Origin of the sequence: Edaphobacter sp. HDX4, from assembly GCF_036877565.1 — a bacterium.
Classification (GTDB): domain Bacteria; phylum Acidobacteriota; class Terriglobia; order Terriglobales; family Acidobacteriaceae; genus Edaphobacter.
Genome location: NZ_JAEDXW010000038.1, coordinates 13,093 through 35,726 on the forward strand (window position 1 = coordinate 13,093; position 22,634 = coordinate 35,726).

Annotated in this window: 19 protein-coding genes; 11 read left to right on the forward strand and 8 right to left on the reverse strand. The window is 58.6% G+C overall.

What is annotated here, in order from left to right; translation table 11 throughout:
• Positions 1–303: 303 nt before the first annotated feature.
• The 3 genes from JAO29_RS22385 to JAO29_RS22395 are packed head-to-tail and all read right to left on the reverse strand — an operon-like array spanning position 304 to position 3,183.
• Positions 304–978 (reverse strand): LutC/YkgG family protein, encoded by a 675-nt coding sequence (locus JAO29_RS22385; protein WP_334270505.1) that lies wholly within the window; start codon positions 976–978, stop codon positions 304–306.
• Complete coding sequence (locus JAO29_RS22390; RefSeq protein WP_334270506.1) at positions 968–2,446, reverse strand: LutB/LldF family L-lactate oxidation iron-sulfur protein; 1,479 nt, start codon at positions 2,444–2,446, stop codon at positions 968–970. Before JAO29_RS22390 ends, JAO29_RS22385 begins: the two co-directional genes overlap by 11 nt.
• Complete coding sequence (locus tag JAO29_RS22395) at positions 2,443–3,183, reverse strand: (Fe-S)-binding protein (protein WP_334270522.1); 741 nt, start codon at positions 3,181–3,183, stop codon at positions 2,443–2,445. The genes JAO29_RS22390 and JAO29_RS22395 overlap by 4 nt, the downstream gene beginning before the upstream one ends.
• A 133-nt stretch (positions 3,184–3,316) precedes the next feature.
• Between JAO29_RS22395 and JAO29_RS22400 the strand changes: the two genes are divergently transcribed.
• Positions 3,317–4,510, forward strand: a complete 1,194-nt coding sequence (locus JAO29_RS22400; protein ID WP_334270507.1) for an L-rhamnose/proton symporter RhaT — start codon at positions 3,317–3,319, stop codon at positions 4,508–4,510.
• A 196-nt stretch (positions 4,511–4,706) separates the two neighbouring features.
• Here the strand turns inward: JAO29_RS22400 and JAO29_RS22405 are convergent, their stop codons facing one another.
• The 5 genes from JAO29_RS22405 to JAO29_RS22425 all read right to left on the reverse strand — a co-directional run bounded on the left by JAO29_RS22405 (position 4,707) and on the right by JAO29_RS22425 (position 7,487).
• Positions 4,707–4,991, reverse strand: a complete 285-nt coding sequence (locus JAO29_RS22405) for a hypothetical protein (RefSeq protein WP_334270508.1) — start codon at positions 4,989–4,991, stop codon at positions 4,707–4,709.
• Entirely contained in the window at positions 4,991–5,767 is a 777-nt protein-coding gene (locus JAO29_RS22410; protein ID WP_334270509.1) for a DUF899 domain-containing protein, read from the reverse strand. The genes JAO29_RS22405 and JAO29_RS22410 overlap by 1 nt, the downstream gene beginning before the upstream one ends.
• A 30-nt stretch (positions 5,768–5,797) precedes the next feature.
• On the reverse strand, positions 5,798–6,505 hold the full coding sequence (locus JAO29_RS22415) for a DUF899 domain-containing protein (protein WP_334270510.1): 708 nt from the start codon (positions 6,503–6,505) through the stop codon (positions 5,798–5,800).
• 80 nt (positions 6,506–6,585) lie between these two features.
• Positions 6,586–7,035, reverse strand: a complete 450-nt coding sequence (locus JAO29_RS22420; RefSeq protein WP_334270511.1) for an SRPBCC family protein — start codon at positions 7,033–7,035, stop codon at positions 6,586–6,588.
• A 68-nt stretch (positions 7,036–7,103) separates the two neighbouring features.
• On the reverse strand, positions 7,104–7,487 hold the full coding sequence (locus JAO29_RS22425) for an ArsR/SmtB family transcription factor (RefSeq protein WP_334270512.1): 384 nt from the start codon (positions 7,485–7,487) through the stop codon (positions 7,104–7,106).
• Between the two features lie 346 nt (positions 7,488–7,833).
• On the opposite strand from JAO29_RS22425, the gene JAO29_RS22430 reads away from it, so the two are divergent.
• The 10 genes from JAO29_RS22430 to JAO29_RS22475 all read left to right on the forward strand — a co-directional run.
• A complete protein-coding gene (locus JAO29_RS22430; RefSeq protein WP_334270523.1) occupies positions 7,834–8,712 on the forward strand; it encodes an acyl-CoA desaturase in 879 nt (292 codons plus the stop codon).
• Between the two features lie 224 nt (positions 8,713–8,936).
• Positions 8,937–9,479, forward strand: coding sequence for a DUF3011 domain-containing protein (locus tag JAO29_RS22435; RefSeq protein ID WP_334270513.1), 543 nt, complete (start codon positions 8,937–8,939; stop codon positions 9,477–9,479).
• Positions 9,480–9,647: 168 nt separating this feature from the next.
• The gene (locus tag JAO29_RS22440) at positions 9,648–10,622 is read left to right on the forward strand and encodes a sensor histidine kinase (protein ID WP_334270514.1); all 975 of its coding nucleotides are present in this window, start codon (positions 9,648–9,650) and stop codon (positions 10,620–10,622) included.
• Positions 10,619–11,374, forward strand: a complete 756-nt coding sequence (locus JAO29_RS22445; protein ID WP_334270515.1) for a response regulator transcription factor — start codon at positions 10,619–10,621, stop codon at positions 11,372–11,374. The genes JAO29_RS22440 and JAO29_RS22445 overlap by 4 nt, the downstream gene beginning before the upstream one ends.
• Positions 11,375–11,499: 125 nt before the next feature.
• Positions 11,500–11,844, forward strand: a complete 345-nt coding sequence (locus tag JAO29_RS22450; RefSeq protein ID WP_334270516.1) for a PadR family transcriptional regulator — start codon at positions 11,500–11,502, stop codon at positions 11,842–11,844.
• On the forward strand, positions 11,841–14,489 hold the full coding sequence (locus JAO29_RS22455; protein WP_334270517.1) for an ABC transporter permease: 2,649 nt from the start codon (positions 11,841–11,843) through the stop codon (positions 14,487–14,489). Before JAO29_RS22450 ends, JAO29_RS22455 begins: the two co-directional genes overlap by 4 nt.
• Positions 14,490–14,705: 216 nt before the next feature.
• Positions 14,706–17,078, forward strand: coding sequence for an LPS export ABC transporter permease LptF (gene lptF / locus JAO29_RS22460; protein ID WP_334270518.1), 2,373 nt, complete (start codon positions 14,706–14,708; stop codon positions 17,076–17,078).
• Positions 17,079–17,343: 265 nt separating this feature from the next.
• Positions 17,344–19,941 (forward strand): alginate lyase family protein, encoded by a 2,598-nt coding sequence (locus JAO29_RS22465; RefSeq protein WP_334270519.1) that lies wholly within the window; start codon positions 17,344–17,346, stop codon positions 19,939–19,941.
• 184 nt (positions 19,942–20,125) lie between these two features.
• Positions 20,126–20,863 (forward strand): FKBP-type peptidyl-prolyl cis-trans isomerase, encoded by a 738-nt coding sequence (locus tag JAO29_RS22470; protein ID WP_334270520.1) that lies wholly within the window; start codon positions 20,126–20,128, stop codon positions 20,861–20,863.
• An 86-nt stretch (positions 20,864–20,949) separates the two neighbouring features.
• Positions 20,950–22,634, forward strand: a 1,685-nt coding sequence (locus JAO29_RS22475) for an ABC transporter ATP-binding protein (protein ID WP_334270521.1), incomplete at its 3' end; no start/stop codon positions are given.

Here is a 22,634-nt window from a genome sequence, read left to right on the forward strand (position 1 = left end):
ACGAACTGCCGAGACAACGACAGATCACGCCATGCAGCGAGCCAGAACGATCAGAGGCGGCCGGTACGAGCGAAGAGAAGACTAATCAGAGACCGGCTTAGCTGCCACTCGTGAATGTGTTTCTCGGTTTCCCATTCGTCGGACAAATATACCTATCGGGGCAGGGCGACACCAGCGATTTCAGCCTTCCAGAGGTCAAAGAAATGTAAAAACCTCTTCCACCGAAAGTAGAACCCTGACCAAAATAGGATGTCATCTTCTCACAAATCCGCAGATTCTGTTTGAGACCAAATTAGGGCCAATCTATTCAACCAGAATGATGTCGAGAAAACGGGGACCGTGAACACCCTTGATGCGAGTCATCTCGATGTCAGCCGTTGCAGAGGGTCCAGCAAAGAAAGTCGTAGGCAGATTCGCGGTCGCCTTGAGCCGATCGAAGGCCTCCGGAACAGTCTCCACCACGTCATCCACCCGAACCAGACAAAGGTGATAGTCGGGCACAAGAGAGACGGCCCGCCTTCCCTGCCCGGCCACGTTCTGCAGCACGACGGAGCCAGTCAGTGCGATGGCGACCGTGGACGCAGTCACTACTCCGTCGAAGCCATCCAGCACCGAGGCTGGGACCCCCTCGTCGATGACAAACTCGAAGCCTTCGGGCAGCCACGCTCGATCCAAACCACTGGGGATCAGCAACTTTGCCCGGCCTCGCTCGGTCAGCATCCGGCCGATAACCGAGGCGATCTCAGCTTCTTTCACCCGGACCACATTTGCGTCGTAGTCACGCAGGCGATCCTCCAGAAGCTCAAGGATCTCTTCGCGCGACCCACTCGGTGTCCGACGGTAGGGCCGCTCAATCGCAGCCCACTGTTCCGCCGCTCCTGCGGCATTGGCTGACCCGGCATTCGCCGTGCGTATCCGACGCAGAATCTCCGCGCGCGCCGACGACGTATCCAAAGCTCCGCTTGTGTCAGTTGCCACGCTTTCCTCTCTTCTCCCACCACTCACGGAAGGTCTCCTTTGGCATCTCGCGCAGGTCCCTCACCTGCGTCCAGCCGCCGAGAAGCCCCGGCAGCCATCCAATCCACCCCTCGCCCTTTCCATCGCGGCGAACGAGCGGCGTCTCGGCAAACCGGCCCAGGCGTTGTGCGGCACGGAATCGGCGCTCGGAACGGAAGAGAGAGCCCGCCGCCCTCATGGCCAAGGCCTCGGGAGTGAGCGGTCCCTTCTGTCTGACCACCTTGTTGCGCAGGTGAATAAGGACTTCGGGGATGTTGATCTTGACCGGGCACACCTCGTAACAGGCGCCGCAGAGCGACGAGGCATAGGGCAGCGTCTGTGCGTGGTGCAGCTGCTGCAGTTGAGGCGTCAGGATGGCACCGATAGGCCCGGCGTAGACCGATCCATAGGCGTGACCACCCGTCTGCCTGTACACAGGGCAGGCGTTCTGGCAGGCTCCGCAACGGATGCAGTTCAAGGTCTGCCTGCCCTCTCCGTCGGCCAGAACAGCCGTTCGTGCGTTATCCATCAGGACAACGTGGAAGTTTGTGGGCCCATCTCCCTGCTGAACTCCGGTCCAGATGGAGTTATAGGGATTCATGCGCTCGCCGGTAGCGGAACGCGGTAGCAGCTGCAGCATAACCTCAAGATCCTGATATCGCGGAAGAACCTTGTCGATACCCGCGATGGTGATGAGGGTATCCGGCAGCGTGAGGCACATCCTTCCGTTGCCTTCGCTCTCCACAATGCAGACCCCGCCGGTCTCGGCGATCAGAAAGTTGGCGCCGCTGACGGCCGTGTTCACTCGAAGGAATTTCTCCCGCAGAAACCGCCGAGCAGCGTCCGCCAGATCCTGCGGCTTGTCGCCCAGCTCCGGAAGGTTCATCTCGCGCTGAAAGATCTCGCGAATCTGCTGGCGATTCTTATGAAGCGCGGGAACGACGATGTGCGATGGCTGATCATGACCCAGCTGAATGATGAGCTCTGCGAGATCGGTCTCGTAGGTCTTTACGCCTGCTGCCTCGAGCGCAAGATTCAGATGAATCTCCTCGGTCGTCATCGATTTGATCTTGATGACCTCCGGACGCTCCGGCGCGGCATGCTCCTTTACCAGCGCGGTGACGATGCGCCTGGCCTCTTCTCCATCGCGGGCCCAGTGGACCTTTCCTCCCGCTCGCGTGCAGTTACGCTCAAACTCTTCGAGGTAGTAGTCCAGGTTCGCCATCGTATGCTGGCGAATCTGCTTGCCGCTTTCGCGGAGCTGCTGCCAGTCCGGCATCTCGCCGACGACCCGGGCGCGCTTGTTCTGAATGACCTCCGTCGCGTGACGGACATTCTTTCTGAGCTGCGTGTCGCCCAGCGTAACCCTGGCCGCAATCGGGAAGGCCGGAGAGGTCTTGGGATCAAGAACGGAGTGCTTGGGATCGAGGACCGAATTCGCTGAACTCAAAGCACGTCCCTCTCAGCTCCCGCCAGGATCTCGGCCAGATGAACGGTCTGGACTCCCGTCCGCTGTCTGTGCAGCGCTCCCTGAATGTGCATAAGGCAGCTGTTGTCGCATGCAGTGCAGGCCTCAGCGCCCGTATTGAGGACCGCGGTTGTCTTCTCTGCCAGCATCGCACTGGAGACGTCTGCATTCTTCACGGCGAAGGTTCCGCCAAAGCCGCAGCACTGTTCCATATTCTCAATCTCGACCAGGTCGATACCCTTCACCGACCTCAGCAGATTCAGCGGGCCGTCTCCCAGCCCGAGATTGCGCAGGCCGTGGCAGCTGGCGTGGTAGGTCACACGGTGCGGATAGTACGCGCCCACGTCCGTAAGCCCGAGGCGTTTGGTCAGGAACTCCGAAAATTCGTAGACGCGCGGCAGCAGCTCAGCTACCTCGGCCATCAGCTTGCGATCTCCGATCTCGTCAGCCATCTTCGGATAGTGGTCGCGCATCATCGCCACGCAGCTTGAGGAGGGAACCACCACCGCCTCCGCGTGACGAAACTGCTCCACAAAGCGTCCCACCAGCGGAAGTGCTTCGGTCTGATAACCGGTATTCCAGTGCATCTGTCCACAGCAGGTCTGTCCCGCTGGAAAATCAACCGTATGGCCCAGCCGCTCGAGCACTCTGACGACGGCCTTGCCTGTCTCAGGAAACAGGGTGTCGTTATAACAGGTTATAAACAGAGAGACTTGCAGATCTACCTCCAGTTGCAGTGCAGCCGTAGCTGGTTCAATAGAGATTTTGTTTCTCGATACAATTCATGTCAGCTACGATAGTACGCGCTCCCGTGGAGCCCTTTCTTTTATCATTCCTCAAATCGGAGACTTCGTGGGACCAAATCCTTTTATCGGCGTTATCTATCATTGGATAGGCGGATTCGCCTCAGCTACCAATTTCATTCCCTTCCGCGCTATCAAACGCTGGTCGTGGGAGATCTACTGGCTGATCCAGGGTTTTGCCGCCTGGATCGTCGCTCCCATCGTACTCGCGTGGATCTTCGTCCCCAATCTCTCCTACGTTCTGCATACCGCTTACCAGCACGACCCGACCAGCATCCGCTATGCCGTCCTCTGGGGAGTTCTCTGGGGCATGGGCGGCCTTACCTTCGGCCTGGCGATCCGCTACCTCGGCATCGCCCTCGGCTATGCCATCGCTCTTGGACTCTGCACCGCTTTCGGAACCCTGATTCCCCCCATCTACAGCGGAGAGATGTCCACTATCCTGCATGAGCGGTCCGGTCAGATCATCCTGGTGGGCGTGGCCGTCTGCCTGATCGCCGTCGCTGTCAATGGAGCAGCGGGACTCTCGAAGGAACGCGAGGTCACTCCGGAAGAGAAAGCAGAGGCCGGAGAGACCGACTATAACTTCGGCAAGGGGCTTGCGGTAGCCGTCTTCGCAGGAATCATGAGCTCCTTCTTCGCCTTCGGCCTCAAGGCTGGAGCCCCCATCGCCACGGTAGCCAAGCAGGAGTTGCTTGCCCACAACCGCCTCGACCTCTGGCAGAACCTGCCGGTGCTGATCGTGGTCTTGTGGGGAGGCTTCCTCACCAACTTCGTCTGGTCCGTCATCCTGATCATCAAAAACAGCTCCGCCAAACAGTTCCTGGGCGAGCCCGGCATGAACCCCATGCGCGCCAGCCACTCCTCCGGACAGACGATGGTCGACTTCGATCCCCTGGACCCATCCACCTACGACCGCCTGTCCTCACGCACCCTTACCGCCAACTATCTCTTCGCGGCGATGGCGGGAGTGATCTGGTACTTCCAGTTCTTCTTCTATTCCATGGGCCAGACCAAGATGGGCAAGTACGACTTCTCCTCTTGGACCTTGCACATGGCATCGATCATCATCTTCGCCACGCTCTGGGGATTGGCCCTCAAGGAGTGGCGCGGAACCAGCAAGCGGACCAAGATTCTGGTGACTCTTGGCCTGCTTCTTCTCATCGGCTCAACCGTAATCGTCGGCTACGGAAACTACCTGAAGGCTGGGGAGGTCGTGGGAACCAGTGCGATGTTGCGCTGATAGTCAGCCACATATCCGCTAAAAGCGAGAGCGACACAGACGCCTTATGCAGTCGCGCAGAACATGCGATTCCATTCGGATCTGAAAATCTTTGCAACGCTTCGGACAGGTGTCATCCTGAGCGAAGCGCGCCAGCGCGAAGTCGAAGGATCTGCGGTGTCGGATGGTAGCTGAGCCAGACAGGGCAAAGGCAAGATCATCCAGGTACAAAGTAACGTCGCAACAGCCGTGTCGTTAATGCCGTTAGCGCCAGAACACAGACTGCAAGCGTTGACGCCCGCAGCCATGTCGCAGCTTCGATGCTCAAACCAATTCCCGTAAACATCGCGACATAAGCAGCGACACACATGGGACACTTGGGCAATAGAAAGAGAACGAGTGTCGGGACTCCCCACTCGCCAGCATCTCTTGCCTGTCGCGCCTTCGAAGGTGCTGGAAAGCTGTTGCGCCCGTTCGCAGGGCAGCAGCTATGGACCTGCATCACTGTCCTCCGCAGCAGGTGTGCGCCGCGGGTTCTTCATACTTGTCGTGGTGTTTCACCCATTCTGTCAGATCACGGCGCGCGCCGGTCTCGTTGCGGCCCTTCGGGGTCAGGTCAAGGTAGCTATAAGCAATCAGCTGCGCCTCTCCGCCCCGCGCATAACTTGAATACGTGTGAAAGATCTCGCCATCAGGATTCTTGTAAAAAACACTGGTCCCCGGCATCTCTTCACTGAAGAACGGCATGGTGCTGTAGTTGTATTCGATCCGCTCCTCGGCCCTAGCGTGCTCGTCCGAACCGTTGTGCCCCGGCTTCTGGAACGACACGCCATAGTCGAAGTTGAAGTCGCTTCCCGATGACGAAACCCACTTGAACTTCCAGCCCATGCGCTCTTTAAAGGCAGCAATCTTGGCATAGGGTGCGCGTGAGACCGCAAGCAGGGTCACATCGTGATTCTTGAGATGGATCTCTGCAGCGTCAATCCCATCGGCAAGGAAAGAACAGAACGGGCAGCCCTCGCTCCACTCCGGCCCAAACATGAAGTGGTACACGATAAGCTGACTGTTCGCTCCAAAGAGCTCCGACAGGCTTTCCTTGCCTCGCGGCCCGTCAAAGATGTAGTTCTTGTCGATCTTCTCCCATGGCAGCTCACGCCGCAGCCGGCTTACCTCTTCCCTCTGGCGCGTCAGCTCCTTCTCTTTCTTCAGGAGTTCCTTGCGCGCCTCCGTCCACTTCGCGGCCGATACGACTTCGTGATCTACGATCGCTGTGCTCATAGCATCCTCGAATCTTGTTTTGAGAGAGATTTACGCCGTCTGATATCGGTCGTGGTGACGAACCCAGGCCATCGGGTATGCCAGCGCGCCCTCGTTCCGCCCATTCGGAGTGAGGTCGATCAGCGAATAGACGCCCAGCAGGCCCTCCACTCCGCGCGCATAGCTCGAGTAGGTATGGAAGACATCGCCCGTTCCTTTATTCCTGTAGAACGCGCTGATGCCCGGAGCCTCTTCACTGGGGTGCTGCCCGGTCCCGAAGTTGTAGTACCCGCTGCCACCGCGCTGCTCCGGCGTGAAGTACACACCGAAGTCCGAGTTGAAATCATTGGCGAACGATGATAACCAGGGGAAGCTCCAACCCATTCGCTTGCGGAACGCCTCAATCTTTGGCAGCGGAGCCCGCGAGATAACGGCCAGCGCAATATCGCGAGCATTGAGGTGCGCGAGGTTGCCGTTAATCGTATCGGCAGCCATGGAGCAGGACTGGCATCCCTGCTCCCACTCCGGGCCGAACATGAAGTGATAGATCAGCAACTGGTCTTTGGCGCCAAACAGCTCTCCGAGCGTTCGGCTGCCTTCGGGACCTTCGAAGACATACTCCTTTTCGACCTTTACCCACGGCAGCGAAAGCCTTTCCTTGTTCAGCGCATCCTTCCGCCGGGTGAGTTCCTTCTCCTTGGCCAGAAAAGCCTTCCTGCTGTTCAACCATTCACTTCGAGAGACAACTGCGTTCTGCATGTTCGTCCTCCTATGGGTTCGGTGATTCGCTGCTTGGATTCTGTCGCTAAAGCTCACTCCTGCCACAACCCTTGCAGGACTTACTTGCGAAGCTGCGATCGTTCACGGACCTTGGCGATGATGTACTCCCATCCGAGATGAACCTGTTCAGTGATCTCAGGCGGCATCCACCCGGCAGCCCGGTGGGCAAACTTCAGCCGCGTCACTCCGTTCTCCTCGCTCAGTCGGTATTGCACATTTGAGGTCGCCGGATACGACATGAAGAGGGGGCCGCTTATCTCAAGCAGGGCAGGAGGCTTGATCGCCTGTACGTTTCCCCACCAGTGCCCGGTGTTGTTGCCAAAGTCGCGAAACCACCGGCCACCGGGCCATGGTTCAAGCTTCATCGGGAGCGGTACCTTGTCGGGCCTTTCGTTGTAAGGGCCCAATTGCTCCAGAAGCGTCTCGAAGACAACAGCAACCGGCGCCGCAATCTCCTCTTCTCGCAAAATCTCGAATGTCTGAACCGCTTGTTGCTCTGCTACCGGCATCGTCTTTTCTCCTTTTCGGTCGGAAATCAACAGCCACCCAGAGCCTTCGTCACTCTCCTGAGCTCTGGTTACTCTTCGTTTTTGCCGGACGATAGCTTAGCTCCATGAGCCTGACCGATCGCTTCGGCAGCCTTCTGCTCTGCACGCTCCTTGATACGGGAGATCTGGTGCGTCCAGTACTTCTCGAACATCCTGACCCAGTCATGAACCGGCTTCAGCTCCGCCGCATTCAACCGGTACATGCGGTGCTGCCCCCGCTTGACCACGGTGACCACGCCGACCCGGCGCAGAACACCCAGGTGCTTGGAGACCGCAGGCTGCGGCAGACGCACAAGTCTCACGACATCGCCCACCGCACGCTCCTGACCGTCCACAAGCACGCCGATAATCTCGCGGCGGCGAGGTTCAGCGATCGCGTTGAAGACGTCTGCGGTAGTTGCTGCTCTAGCCATGAACCGAACTGTATATTCCCATATAAGAATATGTCAAGCATCGCAAATCTAATTCCCACTCTCTTTTAGAAGAAATCTGCGATTTCCTTCGCCCGGAAACCCTGGCGAAAACCGCTCAATTTGTCCCGTAAATGCAGGCACCTAAGGCATTACAAAACTCTTACATCCACCCTTCTCACATCCTGTTAGCTTCGAAATAGAAGTTCTGGAAGGAAGCAAAACAGACCCTATGAGCACATCAATGATTCCGACGGAAGAGATCACCCAGGCCTCCATCTCCACAGAGCAGCAAGCCGCCATCTCTGCTGCTACGCGCACAGCCCGCAAGGTTCGTGAAGACCTTCGCATGGGCCGCGAGCACCAGGAAGGCCGCATCAACTGGATCACGGCGATCGCAATGGGCCTGTTCCACGTCGGCGCGATCGCTGCGCTGTTCTTCTTCTCCTGGACTAATCTCGCGGTCGCGGCCGTGATGTACTTCTTCGCGATCAACGTCGGAATCGGCATGGCCTATCACCGTCTGCTGACGCATCGCGGCTACAAGACTCCCCGGTGGGTCGAGTACTTCCTGACCACCTGCGGCACCATGGCGCTTGAGGGCGGACCCATCTTCTGGGTTGCCACCCATCGCGTCCATCATCAGAACTCCGATCACGACGGCGATCCGCACACTCCTCACGACGGCACCTGGTGGGCACACGCTGGCTGGATCATCTCCGGTCGCGCGCTCCACTCAGAGACTGCTCTGCTCGGCCGCTATGCTCCCGACCTCACCCGGGACCCGGTCCACGTCTGGCTGTCGAAGTATCACTGGCTCCCGCTGACCCTCGCAGGCTTGCTGCAGGTCGCCCTCGGAGCTGCGATCGCGCCTCCCGAACATCGCATCGTCGGTGCGCTCGGAATGGTGCTTTGGGGAACCTTCCTCCGCGTCACGCTCGGCCTGCATGCCACATGGCTGGTTAACTCCGCCACGCACCTCTGGGGCAAGCGCCGCTTTGAGACCCGCGATGACTCCCGCAACAACTGGTGGGTAGCCATCCTGACCGGTGGCGAAGGCTGGCACAACAATCACCATGCTCATCCGGTCAGCGCTCGGCACGGACTTGCCTGGTACGAGTTCGACATCAACTACTACGGCATCTGGCTGCTCGAAAAGGTCGGTCTGGCCAAGAAGGTCCAGATCGCCAAGTTTGATCCTGTCGACCCGAAGCCTGCCGGAATGTAACGATCCATCTAAGACAGTACTAAAGGGGCGCGGAGACTACTCTCTGCGCCCTCTTCTTTGCCTGCGGCACCCCTCGCTCCGGCAAAAACCCTTTCGCATGTGGTACATACTTGTCGTTGAAAATTGCATCTCATTCGATGAGATAAATTGCGGAAGCATTGTCGTCGAGTTAATCAGCTGTCGATGTGAAAAACATATTCAACCGATTCGATCGAGAGGCGTTCATGATTCCCAAGGTTCGACTTCTGACCCTTCTTTTCCTTTCCCTGGTAGCCTGCGCAGTCTTCATTAAGCCCCCCGCTGCACACGGCCAGACCATCTACTGCGCATCGGACGATGGGCACCGCAACTACTGCAATGCCGACACCCGTGGCGGTGTTCAGATGACCAAACAGCGCAGCGGATCCGCCTGCATCCAGGGGCAAACCTGGGGATATGATAACCGCGGCATCTGGGTCGACCGAGGCTGCAGGGCTGAGTTCATCACCAGGCGCGGAAACGGCAACAACAATAACTGGAACGGCGGCGGCAATGGAAACGGCGGCAACAACTGGCACGGTGGAGGAAATGGAAACGGTGGGGGCCAGACAATCTACTGCGCATCCGACGATGGCAAGCGCAACTACTGCAGTGCAAACAGCCGACACGGCGTTCAGCTGACCAAGCAGCGCAGCGGGTCCGCCTGCATCCAGGGACGCACGTGGGGATCGGATAGTCGCGGCATCTGGGTCGACAAGGGCTGCAGGGCTGAATTTATGGTCCGGTAACCGATCCGCAGAACTCAATCCGCAGAAGAAGCGACCGGCCGTGAACTTCGATTCATGGCCGGTTCTCCTTTTGCCCTTTCCGGCCCGTCAACGATGCTTCTTCGTCTTCCTCTCCTGTTTCCATGCGATTGGACCGCCGTGCTCGTATACTTCGCATAGAGCCTGGGCATGAACTTTACTCGACGCCGCGGAACGATCGCCTTTTTCATTACGCTCGGCACCCTTCTCGTTGGGCTCGCAGTCACTCTCAATATTGGCTGGGTCGTTCTCAATGAGCGCACCGTCGCACTGGCTGTCGTCGGAATCATCCTCTTCGCCATGCTCATCGCCGGTGTCGTTCTCAATACCGTGTTTCTCGTCAGAGAGATCCGCCGTAACGAACGTCAGGACTCCTTCCTGAACGCCGTCACGCACGAGCTGAAGACCCCCATCGCCAGCATCCGTCTCTACCTTGAGACCTTGCAGCGCCGGCCGGTCGACGAGGCCCAACGCCAGCAGTTCTACACCAACATGCTTGCAGACTCCGACCGCCTGCTGGCGACCGTCGAACAGGTTCTCAAGGCGGGTCAGCTTGGCCAGCGCCACCGGCAGCAGAGTCGTACACTCATCGATCTGGGGTCTCTCCTCTCCGAGTGCATCGCGATAACTCTCCAGCGCCATCACCTTCCGCCCGATGCAATCGTTCTGCAGCCGGTACCGGGCGGCGTTCACCTCCGGGTCATGGGACTCGCTGACGATCTCCGCATCGCCATCCTCAATCTGCTGGATAACGCTGTTAAGTACTCTCCCGAAGGCGTTCACGTCCGCTGCTCGCTCGCCATCACGCACTACACATGGGCCACACTGCGGATCACCGATACCGGCGTCGGACTCCCGCCGAACCAGCACAAACGTATCTTCCGCCGCTTTTACCGTGTCCCGGGCCGAACCATGCTGCGCATCAAGGGAACCGGTCTCGGACTCTTTCTCGTTCGCAGCATCGCGCGCCAGCACGGCGGCGACGCTACAGCCGCGAGCCAGGGGCCGAACATGGGAACAACCATTACCCTCACCCTTCCTCTCGCAAATCCTTCCACAGCGAGCGAAGCCTCCAGCTCTATGGCCAACGGCCGCTCCTACCCGACCATGAAGGAGCGTGCATGACCACAGGAGCGGCTCTCATGGACGCGCCCCTCATCGTCGTCGTGGAGGATGAAGAGCATCTCGCGCAGGGGCTTCTCTTCAACCTGCAGGCAGAAGGTTACCGAACTCGTCACGAATCCGACGGTGATGCCGCACTCGCCTATCTCCTGGATCCGGGAGAGTCGATCGCAGCGGTGGTGCTGGATTGCATGCTCCCCGGAACAGACGGAATTGAGATCGTTCGCGAACTTCGCGAAGCAAAGCTCTTTACGCCTGTGCTCATGTTGACTGCGCGATCCCGCCCCGAGGAGATTTTCGAGGGAATCGAGGCAGGGGCTGACGACTACCTTCCGAAACCCTTCGATCTCAACATTCTGCTCGTACGCCTCAAATCGCTTCTGCGGCGTACAGCCTGGCAGCGCGATCCCGCCGTCACCACAAAACAGGCCGAGACAGCCGCACCATCGCCCGAGTACGCCTTCAATCACCGCACCATACGCTTTGACGAGCTTGAGCTTGTAGCTCCCAATCGCACGACCCACCTGACCGTGATGGAGGCAGACCTGCTGCGGTATCTCACGGAACGCGAACGTCAGATCGTCCCTCGCAAAGAGATCCTTGAGCAGGTGTGGCGCGTGCATGAGGATACGGACACTCGCGCGATCGACAACTTCATCGTTCGCCTGCGTCGTTACATTGAGGATGATCCATCCAATCCCCAGCACCTGGTCACCGTGCGTGGCGTCGGATATCGCTTCGTCGCAAACCCCTGATCCTGCGCTAAAAGATTCACTCCCCCGACTTCCTCCTCCTGCATTTCGTCACATTTTCTCTCTTCTCCTATTGCATTCCCATAGATCACTGCCCCATACTCCTATGGCAAAGCAATAGGAGACACATGGGCGACAAGACCGACGTCTGGCAAGGCACGCTGGCTCTGATGGTTCTCAAGACTCTCGAGAGCATGGGATCGCTCCACGGCTACGGGATTGCCCGGAGAATCGAGCAGACCAGCGGCGAGCTGCTTTCTCTGAACTACGGCACCCTCTACCCCGCCCTGCTTCGTCTGGAGCAGGAGGGCGCGATCGCTTCAGAGTGGGGGCAGTCGGAGAATAACCGGCGCGCCAAGTTCTACTCCCTGACCCGATCCGGGCGCCGCCTTCTCGAGAAGGAGACTCGCAGCTGGGAACAGACAACTGCTATCGTGGCCCGCTTTCTTGCTCCTTCGGAGGATCCATCATGAATCTCATTCGCGCATGGTTTCGTAGACTCAGAGGGATCGTTCCAAACCAGCAGCGGGAGAGCGACTTCTCCGCGGAGCTCGAAAGCCACCTTCAACTGCACATCGACGACAATCTGCGCGCAGGCATGTCGCCTGACGAAGCCCGCCGCGATGCCCTGCGCAAACTCGGCGGCATGGAACGCACCAAACAGGCTCATCGCGAGCGTCGCACACTTCCTCTTCTCGAAACCATCGTTCAGGACATTCACTATGCCCTGCGGCAGCTTCGCCGCTCTCCCGGCTTTACCATCACCGCCATCCTCATGCTTTCGCTGGGGATCGGAGCCAGCGTCGCCATCTTTGCCTTCGTCGATGCTGCACTCATCAAGCCACTTCCCTATGCCAATCCCACACGTCTGGTTGATGTTGCGGAGCATGGTGTCGCCTTCCCTCGCTCTAATCTCTCCTACGAGGACTTTCGCGACTGGCAGCGTTTAAATAAAGTCTTCACGTCCTTGGACGCCTACACCGGGACCGGATATCTCCTTGCGACGCCGTCCGGAATCGAGCCCGTCCCCGCTGTTCGCATCACGGATGGCTTTTTTCGCACGCTCGGTGTCCGGCCCATTCTCGGTCGGGATTTCTACTCCGGGGAAGACCAGCCCAACGCACCCGCAACCACCATCCTTCCGTACTCGACCTGGCAGCACCGCTTCGGAGGACGCGGGGATATCATCGGCCAGACCGTATCCCTCGACGGAAACCCCACCACAATCGTCGGCGTCCTACCGGCGGACTTTGAATTCGCCCCTCGCGGCAATGCGGAGTTCTGGACCACGATGCACCAGCTTACCAACTGCGAGAAACGCCGAAGCTGCCATAACCTCTTCGCCATCGCCCGGCTCAAAGACGGCGTGACTCTTGAGAAGGCACAAACCGAGATGGCCGCGATCGCAAAGCAGCTTGAGATTCAATACCCCGGCTCGAATCGCGATCAGGGTGCCACACTCGCACCCCTCTCAGAGCTCATCGTTGGGACCATCCGTCCAATTCTTTTTATCCTCCTTGCCGGAGCCATCCTTCTTCTCGTCATCGCCTGCGTCAACGTGGCCAGCCTTCTACTCGTCCGCTCCGAAAGCCGCCGCCGCGAATTCGCCGTTCGGGGAGCCCTCGGAGCCTCCCCTGCACGTCTCGTTCGCCAGTTCATTACAGAAGGACTCGTTCTCGTCTCGATGGGAGCAGCCACCGGCCTCGCCGCTGGATACCTTGTCATGCACCTCCTGCTTGGCTTGGTCTCCAAAGACATGCTCTCCAGCATGCCCTATATCAGCCGGCTTACTCTCAATTCGCATGTGCTTCTGTTTGCCGCCATCGTCTCACTCATCGCTGCGGCCATCTTTTCGCTCACGCCAGTGTTGCGCCTGCCTGTCTCCTCCATGCGCGAGGCGCTCAACGAAGGTGATCGCGGCTCTGCCGGCACCCTCTGGCGCAGGCTTGGGTCCAATCTCGTTATCGTCGAACTCGCCATTGCAGTGGTTCTCCTGGTTGGTGCAGGTCTCCTGGGAAAGAGCCTCTACCGGCTTCTCCACGTCGATCTCGCGTTTGAACCTTCTCACCTGGCGACACTCTATGTCTCGATCCCCAGAAAGAGCTACCCGAAGGATGAAGAAGTTGTCGTCATTACCCGCAAGATCCTCGCTCGCGTCTCCACCCTGCCCGGCGTCACCTCTGCCGCCGCCACCAGCGTGCTTCCCACCACTGGCAACGGCAACACCGACTGGATTCGCGTCGTCGGCCATCCCTTCCATGGAGAGCATAACGAGGTCAACGAGCGTGACGTAAGCGTTGACTACTTCAAGACGATCCAGGCACATCTGCTGCGTGGACGCATCTTCACCGAACAAGAGGACCACAGTCGCCCTCGCGTCGCCGTCATCAACAAAGCCTTCGCTGATAAATACTTTCCTGGAGAAGACCCCATCGGCAAGAAATACGGTGGCGGTGATCTTAAGCCTGACTCCATTAAAGAGGTCATCGGCATCGTCGACAACGTCCGGGAAAGCTCTCTCGATGCAGAGATCTGGCCCGCCGAATACAAGCCGTATAACCAGGACTCTGACACCTTCTACGCTCTCGTCGTAAAAACCTCGGGCGATGAGAAGTCCTTGCTCCCCGCTCTGGTCAATGGGATTCATCAGGTCGACCCTGGCATCGGCACCATGGATCCTCAGACCATGCAGCAGCGCATCGATGGTTCACCCGCAGCGTACCTGCACCGGTCTGCCGCCTGGCTGGTGGGAGGTTTCGCCGCTCTCGCTCTCCTCCTGGGCGTCATTGGCCTCTACGGCGTCATCGCCTACTCCGTCAGCCAGCGCACCCGGGAGATCGGCGTCCGCATGGCCCTTGGCGCCGCACGAGCCTCGGTCTACCAGCTCGTCCTCAAGGAAGCAGGGCGGCTCACCATCGTAGGCATCGTCGCCGGGATCCTCTGTTCCATCGCGTCGGCGGCCTTCCTGCGCAGTCTCCTCTTCGGAACCCGGTCCTGGGACCTGCAGACCTTTGCCGCAGTAGTACTCCTGCTGGGAATGGCCGCGATGCTAGCCAGCTTCATCCCAGCCCGTCGCGCCGCCTCCATCAATCCCGTGGAGGCGCTCCGCTCGGAATGACACCGAGACCCTCTTTTCCACAGTCTTTCTTGACGCGCCTGATAAAATCGAGCCATAGAGAAAAGAAGCCTGGCCCTTGGCCGGGCTTTTCTTTTGCTCCGCCAGAAAGTGAACTGCTGTAGCAGAGGTCCAAAGCTAAGAACTTTATTTAGAAGACTTTGCACGCTTTTCGGTAGGGGAGGGGGATCGCGTACACTCAAACATAGAACTAGAAGCATGCGTATCTTGACCCGTTACATCCTTCGCGAAGTCAGCGCCCACGCCATACTCGGTGGCGTCCTGTTCACCTTCGTGCTCTTTATGCGCGACCTCGGCGACATCGTGGCGCTTGTCGTCCGTGATTCGGCTTCGCTGACGGACGTTCTTCGCATCTTTGCTTACCTTCTTCCCAGCTTCCTCATCGTCACCATCCCGATGTCGGTCCTCGTCGGGATTCTGCTCGGGCTCTCGCGTCTCGCAGCCGACTCCGAGATCACCGCGATGCGGGCCGCCGGCATCGGCGTACTCAGCTTCGTACGCGTAGTGTCGATCGTCTCCGGTCTGGCCGTCGCGCTGGGACTCTTCAACTCGCTCTACCTTGCGCCACGATCCGCTGCCGCCACGCTCGCTCTCAAGAAGTCCCTCATCAGCAGTCAGGCGTCCTTCGAAGTTCAGCCTCGCGTCTTCTACGAGGACTTCCGCAACTACGTCCTTTACATTCAGGACATTCGCCCGGCACAAGGCGCCGCGCTCTGGCACCACGTCTTCCTCGCGGACCTGACGCAACCGGCGAATCCCAACATCACGACCGCCGATCAGGCAGTCGTCGTCTCCAACGATCCTCGAAGCATACGCCTGCACCTTATTCAGGGCGGCCAGCATCAGACCTCAGCCACCGATCCCAATCAGTACAACATCTCGACCTTTGCCTCCACCGATCTTCCTATCCAGACCGGCCTGCAGGAAGACCCGCATCTTGGCCGCTCTGACACTCCGATCCTCGCCCTTCCGATGCGGGAGCTCTGGAGGCTTGGGAACTCTCCCGACAACTCGGTTCCAGGTCATCAATCGCGAATCTATCGCATCGAGCTGAACCGGCGATTCTCCTTCCCCTTCGCCTGCCTGGTTCTTATGCTCATCGGCGTTCCGCTCGGACTCTCCTCCAAACGCGGAGGCAAATCCACGGGATTTGTGCTCACGATCGTGCTGGTCTTCATCTACTACTTCCTCTCCCAGATCGGAATTGCCTTCGCGAAGAACGGCAAGCTTTCCCCGTTCCTCGGAGTCTGGGGGGCGAATCTTCTCTTCGCCGCTGCTGGAATTCTTCTGCTCTACCAGATGTCGCAGGGAGGTCTTGCGTTGGGCCTCATCTCTTCGCTTGGAGTGCAACTCAACCGGCTCCTCACTCTCACCTCGCGAGGACGCCAGCTTGCCGCCGGCGGCAGCAGGCTCCATCTCTCCGGCCTGGTAAAGAAGTTTCGCCGCACCTTCCATGTTCAGTTTCCCCTGCTGCTCGACGACTACGTGATGCGCGAGTACGCCACCAACTTCGCCCTCATCCTGTGCTCGTTCTCCGCGCTCTTTCTCATCTTCACTTTTTTTGAGCTGACCGGTGACATCATCCGCAACCGCACTCCGCTGGTGACAGTCGGGGACTATCTGATCAATCTGATTCCGTTCATCCTCTACAACGTCACGCCGCTTTGTGCCCTGGTCGCGGTGCTGGTGACCTTCAGTGCGCTGACCCGTTCGTCGGAGATAACCGCAATGAAGGCTACAGGGGTCAGCATCTACAGAATCATCGCGCCTGTCCTCTTTACCACCCTCCTTGTCGCAGGGTGTCTCTTCGCCTTTGACGAGCTCTATCTTCCGGCCGCCAACCGGCGACAGGAAGCGCTCCGCTCGATCATCAAAGACAAGCCGGCCCAGACCTTCCTCCGACCCGATCGGAAATGGATCTCCGGACAGGCAGGACCATCCGGATCGCCGACGCGCATCTTCTACTACCAGTTCTTCGACGCGACAAAAAACGTCTTCGCCAATCTGACCGTCTTCGAATTCGATCCCGATACCTTCGCTCTGAAACGGAGGATCTTTGCCTCATCGGCTCACTGGAACGAAGGGGAAGGACACTGGGTCTTTGAAAAGGGGTGGGAACGCACCTTTGAGGGAGACACCATCGCCTCCTATCATCCGTTCACCGTCGCCGCCTTTCCTAAGATTCACGAGCAGCCGTCTTATTTCGTCAAAGAAGATCGTCCCGCCCAGGAGATGAACTACAACGAGCTCTCCCGCTATATCTCCGATCTGAATCAATCCGGCTTTGATACCAAGCGGCTCAGCGTGCAGCTCAACCGCAAACTGGCTTACCCGCTTATAACGCTTGTCATGGCCGTTCTCGCGATCCCATTTGCGTTCTCCGTCGGTAAGCGTGGATCGCTTGCAGGGATTGCCACCGCCATCGGTCTGGCAATCGCGTACTGGGTGGTTGATGGAATCTTCCAGGCGATGGGAAACGTCAACACGCTCCCCGCCGTACTCGCTGCATGGTCTCCCGATGTTCTCTTCGGAATTGCGGCAACGTATCTGCTGCTTCGCACACCTACCTAAGATCGCGATGTTAGCGCTACCGTCGCACGAATAGGCCCCCAGGCATATTCGCACTTTCTTTCACATTGACAGCTCTTCTACGCATCGGGCTAAATGGCTGTCGGCTATTTAGTGCGATCTAAAAACATAAGTTAAGAAATCGAAGACATACGTTTGTCTCAAAGCATTCCTTTCACGGTCCAGATCAGTCAAAGGGCCGCCTTACCCGCCTGTGTCTTGCATCCACGATTACACGTCGCGCGTGTACAAACAGGAGTGCTTCCCCATGAGAGTCCAGTGCAGAAATGCGTTTCTCCTCTTCCTCGCCATCACAGCCACCCTCCTAAGTCTTTCTCTCAAAGCAGACGCTCAGGCGTTCCAGCATCCCGGAGTTCTCGTCAGCCGCGCTCAACTCGATTACACCAAGACCATGGTCGCTGCGCATGAAGAGCCCTTCTACTCCGCGTATCTCAAGGCGCTCGACAGCAACATCGGATCACTCACTTACCAGATTCAGGGGCCGCCGGCGACGGGTATCATCGAGTGCGGTCCGACTTCGAACCCAAACTACGGCTGCTCGGCTGCCGACAACGACTCCAGCGCAGCCTACCTTCAGGCCCTGCTCTGGTACATCACCGGCAACCATCAGTACGCCGCCAATGCAATCAACATTCTGAATACCTACGCCTATAACCTGAAGGGCTATACGAATTCGAATGAGCCTCTCCAGGCCGCGTGGGACAGCGAGAAATTTCCCCGCGCCGCCGAGATCATCCGCTACTCCAATGCGGGCTGGACGGACACCGACATTCAACAGTTCAAGACGATGTTGAGCACCGTCATTCTTCCCAGAATCATCAATGGCTCTTCTTCCAACGGGAACTGGGAGATCAGCATGATCGAAGGAATGATCAATATCGGTGTATTCAACGATGACCGAACCACCTTCGACAAAGGCGTTCTCTACTGGAAGCAGCGCATCCCTGCTTACTTCTACTATCACACCGATGGAGGCCAGCCTGTCCCTGCGCCACGAGGGAACGCAAACTGGTACGGGCAGACCGTCTATGACTCCCGGGTCGATGGCATCTCGCAGGAGACCTGTCGCGACTTCGGCCACGCACAGTACGGCATCTCAGGAGCCCTTGACGCCGCGGAGACTGCCTATGTCCAGGGTGTCGACCTCTATAACGACCCCACCAGCAACGCCAAGAATCGCCTCACCTCGGCGCTCGAATTCAATGCGAAGTACCTGCTCGCAAACAGCACTGCTGTGCCGTCCTACATCTGCAACGGAACCGTCACCCTGCAGGTGTATCCAACCGACGAGATCGGCTACAACGAGTACCACAATCGCCTCGGCCTCGATCTCCCGCTAACCATCGAATATCTCAACACCGTGATTCGGCAGCTTCCCAATCCAACCGAATACCACATCATGGTCTACGAGAGCCTGTCGCATGGAGGCGACGCCTCTTCGCTGCGGCCCTTCCTCATGCGGGCTCCATCCACCGCCGCTGCGCTCCACGCCGGAAGCAGCGCAACTTTCGCAATCAACGTCGTTCCCGGCAGCGATCCTAGCCCCACCGTCTCCTTCAACGTCGCCGGTCTGCCCGCCGGAACGACCTCATCCTTCAACCCCTCGACAGTAACCGGCAGCGGATCGACGACCCTCACCGTGTCCTCTGCCAACACGGCCACTCCGGGGATCTATCCCATCACGATTACAGGTTCCAGCGGCAACTCTACCTTTGCTCTTCCGCTGACGCTGACCATCAACTCCGCCTCCGCTGACTTCACCATCACTGCATCGCCATCTTCCGTCAGCTCAGTCGCGGGGGATGCCGTCAGCTTCGGGATCAATTTCTCGACGGCTACCAACTATCTTGGCAACGTCGCGTTAAGCGTCACCAGCGGCCTTCCAGCAGGCGCGAGCGTCAGTTTCTCGTCCCCAATTGTGGGCAGCGCCAACCCCACCTCTACCCTCACCATTACCACCCTGGGCACAACACCGCCGGGAGCCTACCCCATCACCGTCGCTGCCAGCGATGGATCCACTACCCGATCCGCTACTGCCCTCCTCATCATTACGTCGCTCAGCAACTCCTGCATTCGGCAGCTCGGGAACTACTGGATCAATGGCACCATTCCAACCCAGACAGGCACCTTCACCGCGGAATGGGATGTGACACCATCAACTTCGCTCAATAACTCCAACGTCGGTCTCTCGCTTGGTCCGCAATCGGCATTCACCGGACTCGCAATCTCAGGACGCTTCAACCCGACAGGCCAGATCGATGCACGGAATGGAGGCGTCTTCGCTGCGGCCAGCACCATCAACTACGCAGCGGGAGTCCAGTATCACTTCCGCGCCGTGGTCGATGTGGCCGCAAAGAAATACTCCATCTATGTAACTCCCGCGGGACAGGACGAAATCACGATTGGAACAAACTACTCCTTCCGCACGGAGCAGGCAGGCGTCGCCAGTCTCGATCACTGGGACGCGATCTCGCAGGTCGGAACGATTTCGCTGTGCAATCTCGTCATCGATACTCCCGCTTCTCAGGGCTCGGTCAAGCTGATGACCGGTGCAAAGCTCTACGCAGTCGGCGATGGCAGCTACCAGGCCGTCGTAACAGTCACAAATACAGGAACCGGCACTGCCCAGGATGTGGAACTTACAAACGCATTCCTTGGGAGTGCCGCTGGAACCCTCACTCCAACCAGTTTGGGAGATATACAGCCCGGTGGCTCCGCAATTGTGACGGCGGACTTCCCTGCCTCGGCCGGAGCACCCGGAGCCTCCACAGTCGAGAGACTTACAGGCACCTACACCGGGGGAAGCTTCGGCGGTAGCCTGCGCGTCACCCTGCCATCCAACTGACGCTGAACCCCTGCGTCCCATGTAGCCAGAGCTTCGGCTGCATGGGACCACATCTTCAAACTTCTCAGTCGCTCCAACCGGCACAAAATCGTCTGATCTTTCATCAATGGTCCCAGTGAGATACGGATGGGCCGTTCTGCCCAGGCCCACGAGAGGACGCATGTGACCTACACTAAGAGGCAAGATGACTCTTAGATCCTCCCTCTTCGTGGCAACTCTCATCACCGCAACCGCAGCGGCCCAGACGACCGGAACAGCGCAGAAGCACACCACGCGCCGCCCTTCCTCGACCACCTCCACGTCGCCGACGACAGCGACCCATTCGGCAGCGAAGACCCCTGCCGCGTCGACGGAGGATCCCCTCGACAGTCCTCCGAACGTCCCGAAGATAGCGGGAACTCCGAAAGCACTCTATGCGTTGCGTTATGTCGACACGCAGGTAGGTACCGGAGATCTGGCAAAGCAGCAACAGTACTACACGGTCCGATACACAGGCTGGCTGACCGACGGCACCAAGTTCGATTCTTCAGACGATCATCCCGGCGCAGAGCCCATCGTGTTTCCGTACGGGGCCCGCAGGGTTATCCCAGGCTGGGATACCGGGTTTGAGGGGATGCATATCGGTGGCAAGCGACGTCTCTACGTTCCGTATCAACTGGCCTATGGCGAATCTGGTCGTCCTCCCGTGATTCCACCGAAAGCCAACCTCATCTTCGACGTAGAACTGGTGGCACAGTCCGATACGCCTCCCGAGGAAAAGCCCCAGCCCGCACCAGCGGCTCAGCCCTCCGAAGCAAACCCGGCTCAGGCACCTGCCAAACCAGCTGATACGCCGGAACCTTCCACGAGCAAGCCTCCCTCACCTCCACCCGCGACTTCTCCCTCAGGCGGAACCCCACCGCAGGACACCCCACACCGATAGAGACACACCGGAGCGATCGGCAATTCTTAGAACCTCGGCCATCGCTCCGGTATCTAATGGGTACGGCTTAAACTATTCTCTTCATGATGATGGATCGTCTCAAACCTCTAAATCCCTACCTCAAACGGTACTGGAAGTCTCTCGCGTGGGGAGGCGTCGCCGTCATCCTGTACAACACCCTCAAGGTGCTGGTGCCTATCGTCATTGGCCATGCCATCGATGACATGCGACACGGTATCACCCAGCAGAAGATCCTCTATCACGCTCTTCGCCTCCTTCTGGTTGCCGCCACCTCGGCAGTGTTTCTTTACATCACACGGCAGGTCATCATCGGCGCCTCGCGCGAGATCGAATTCGACCTGCGCAACGATCTCTTCGCAAACCTGGAACGCCAATCCCCCGCCTTCTACAACACGCACAGAACCGGCGACATCATGGCTCGGACCACCAACGACCTGAACGCGGTCCGGCAGCTTCTCGGTCCAGCGATCATGTACAGCGCCAATACCCTGGTCTTTACCTGCGCCGCGCTGCCATTCATGTACCGCATCAGCCCCAAGCTGACGTTCTTCGCCTTCGTTCCTCTGCCAGCTGCCTCGGTCATCGTTCAGTACTTCGGAAACAGGATTCACCGCCGCTTCGAGCGCATCCAGGCCATGTTCTCCGATATCTCCGCGAAGGCGCAGGAGAACTTCTCCGGCGCCCGCCTCATTCGCGCCTTCGCCCAGGAGGAAGCTGAGATTGCCTCCTTTGAAGAGGCCAATCGCGAGTACATCCGCCGCAGCCTCCACCTTGTTCGCCTGATGGCAATGCTCTGGCCTACGCTTGAGTTCGTCCTTGGACTCTCCCTGATGATCACGCTGCTCATCGGAGGCCACGAGGTTATCCAGCATCGAATCACGGTTGGCGAATTCACCAGCTTCAACGTCTACATGGTGCAGCTCATCTGGCCCATCATTGCGATTGGCTGGGTCATAAATCTCTTTCAGCGTGGAACCGCTTCGGTCGTTCGCATTGACGAACTACTGAAACAGAAGCCCGAAATCGCCGACGATCTGGCTCTGGTCGCCTGCCACCCCGATCCGGAGACCCCTTCCGCACTTCCCGCCGCATCGATCGCGCACTTGCCGCAATGCGTCCTCAATGGAGACATCGAGTTTCGAGATCTCTCCTTCGCCTACCCCGGAGGCCCGACAGTACTGCACAACATCAATCTCAGCATCCCTGCCGGATCTTCACTCGCTGTCGTCGGCCCCACCGGTTCCGGAAAATCCACCCTGGTCTCGCTCATCCCGCGACTGCAGGACGCCGATCCCGGCATGATCCTCGTAGACGGCGAGCCTATCCGCACCTTCCCTCTGGCGGAGCTTCGCGCAAACATCGGATTCGTGCCGCAGGAGACCTTCCTCTTCTCCGACACCATCCGCCACAACATCTCCTTCGGTACGCCGCAAGCCACAGACGACGAGATTGAAGACGCCGCGGCTACAGCACACATACGCACAGAGATTCTCGAGTTTCCTCGCGGCTTCGACACCATGGTGGGCGAGCGCGGCGTTACGCTCTCGGGCGGACAGAAGCAACGCACTGCGATCGCGCGAGCCATCATTCGCGATCCTCGCGTCCTCATCCTCGACGACGCGCTGGCATCGGTCGACACCTACACGGAAGAGCGCATCCTCCAGGGGCTCGCCCGAGTGATGCAGGGCCGCACCACCATCTTCATCTCCCACCGCATCTCAACTGCCCGGAACGCCGATCAGATCGCCGT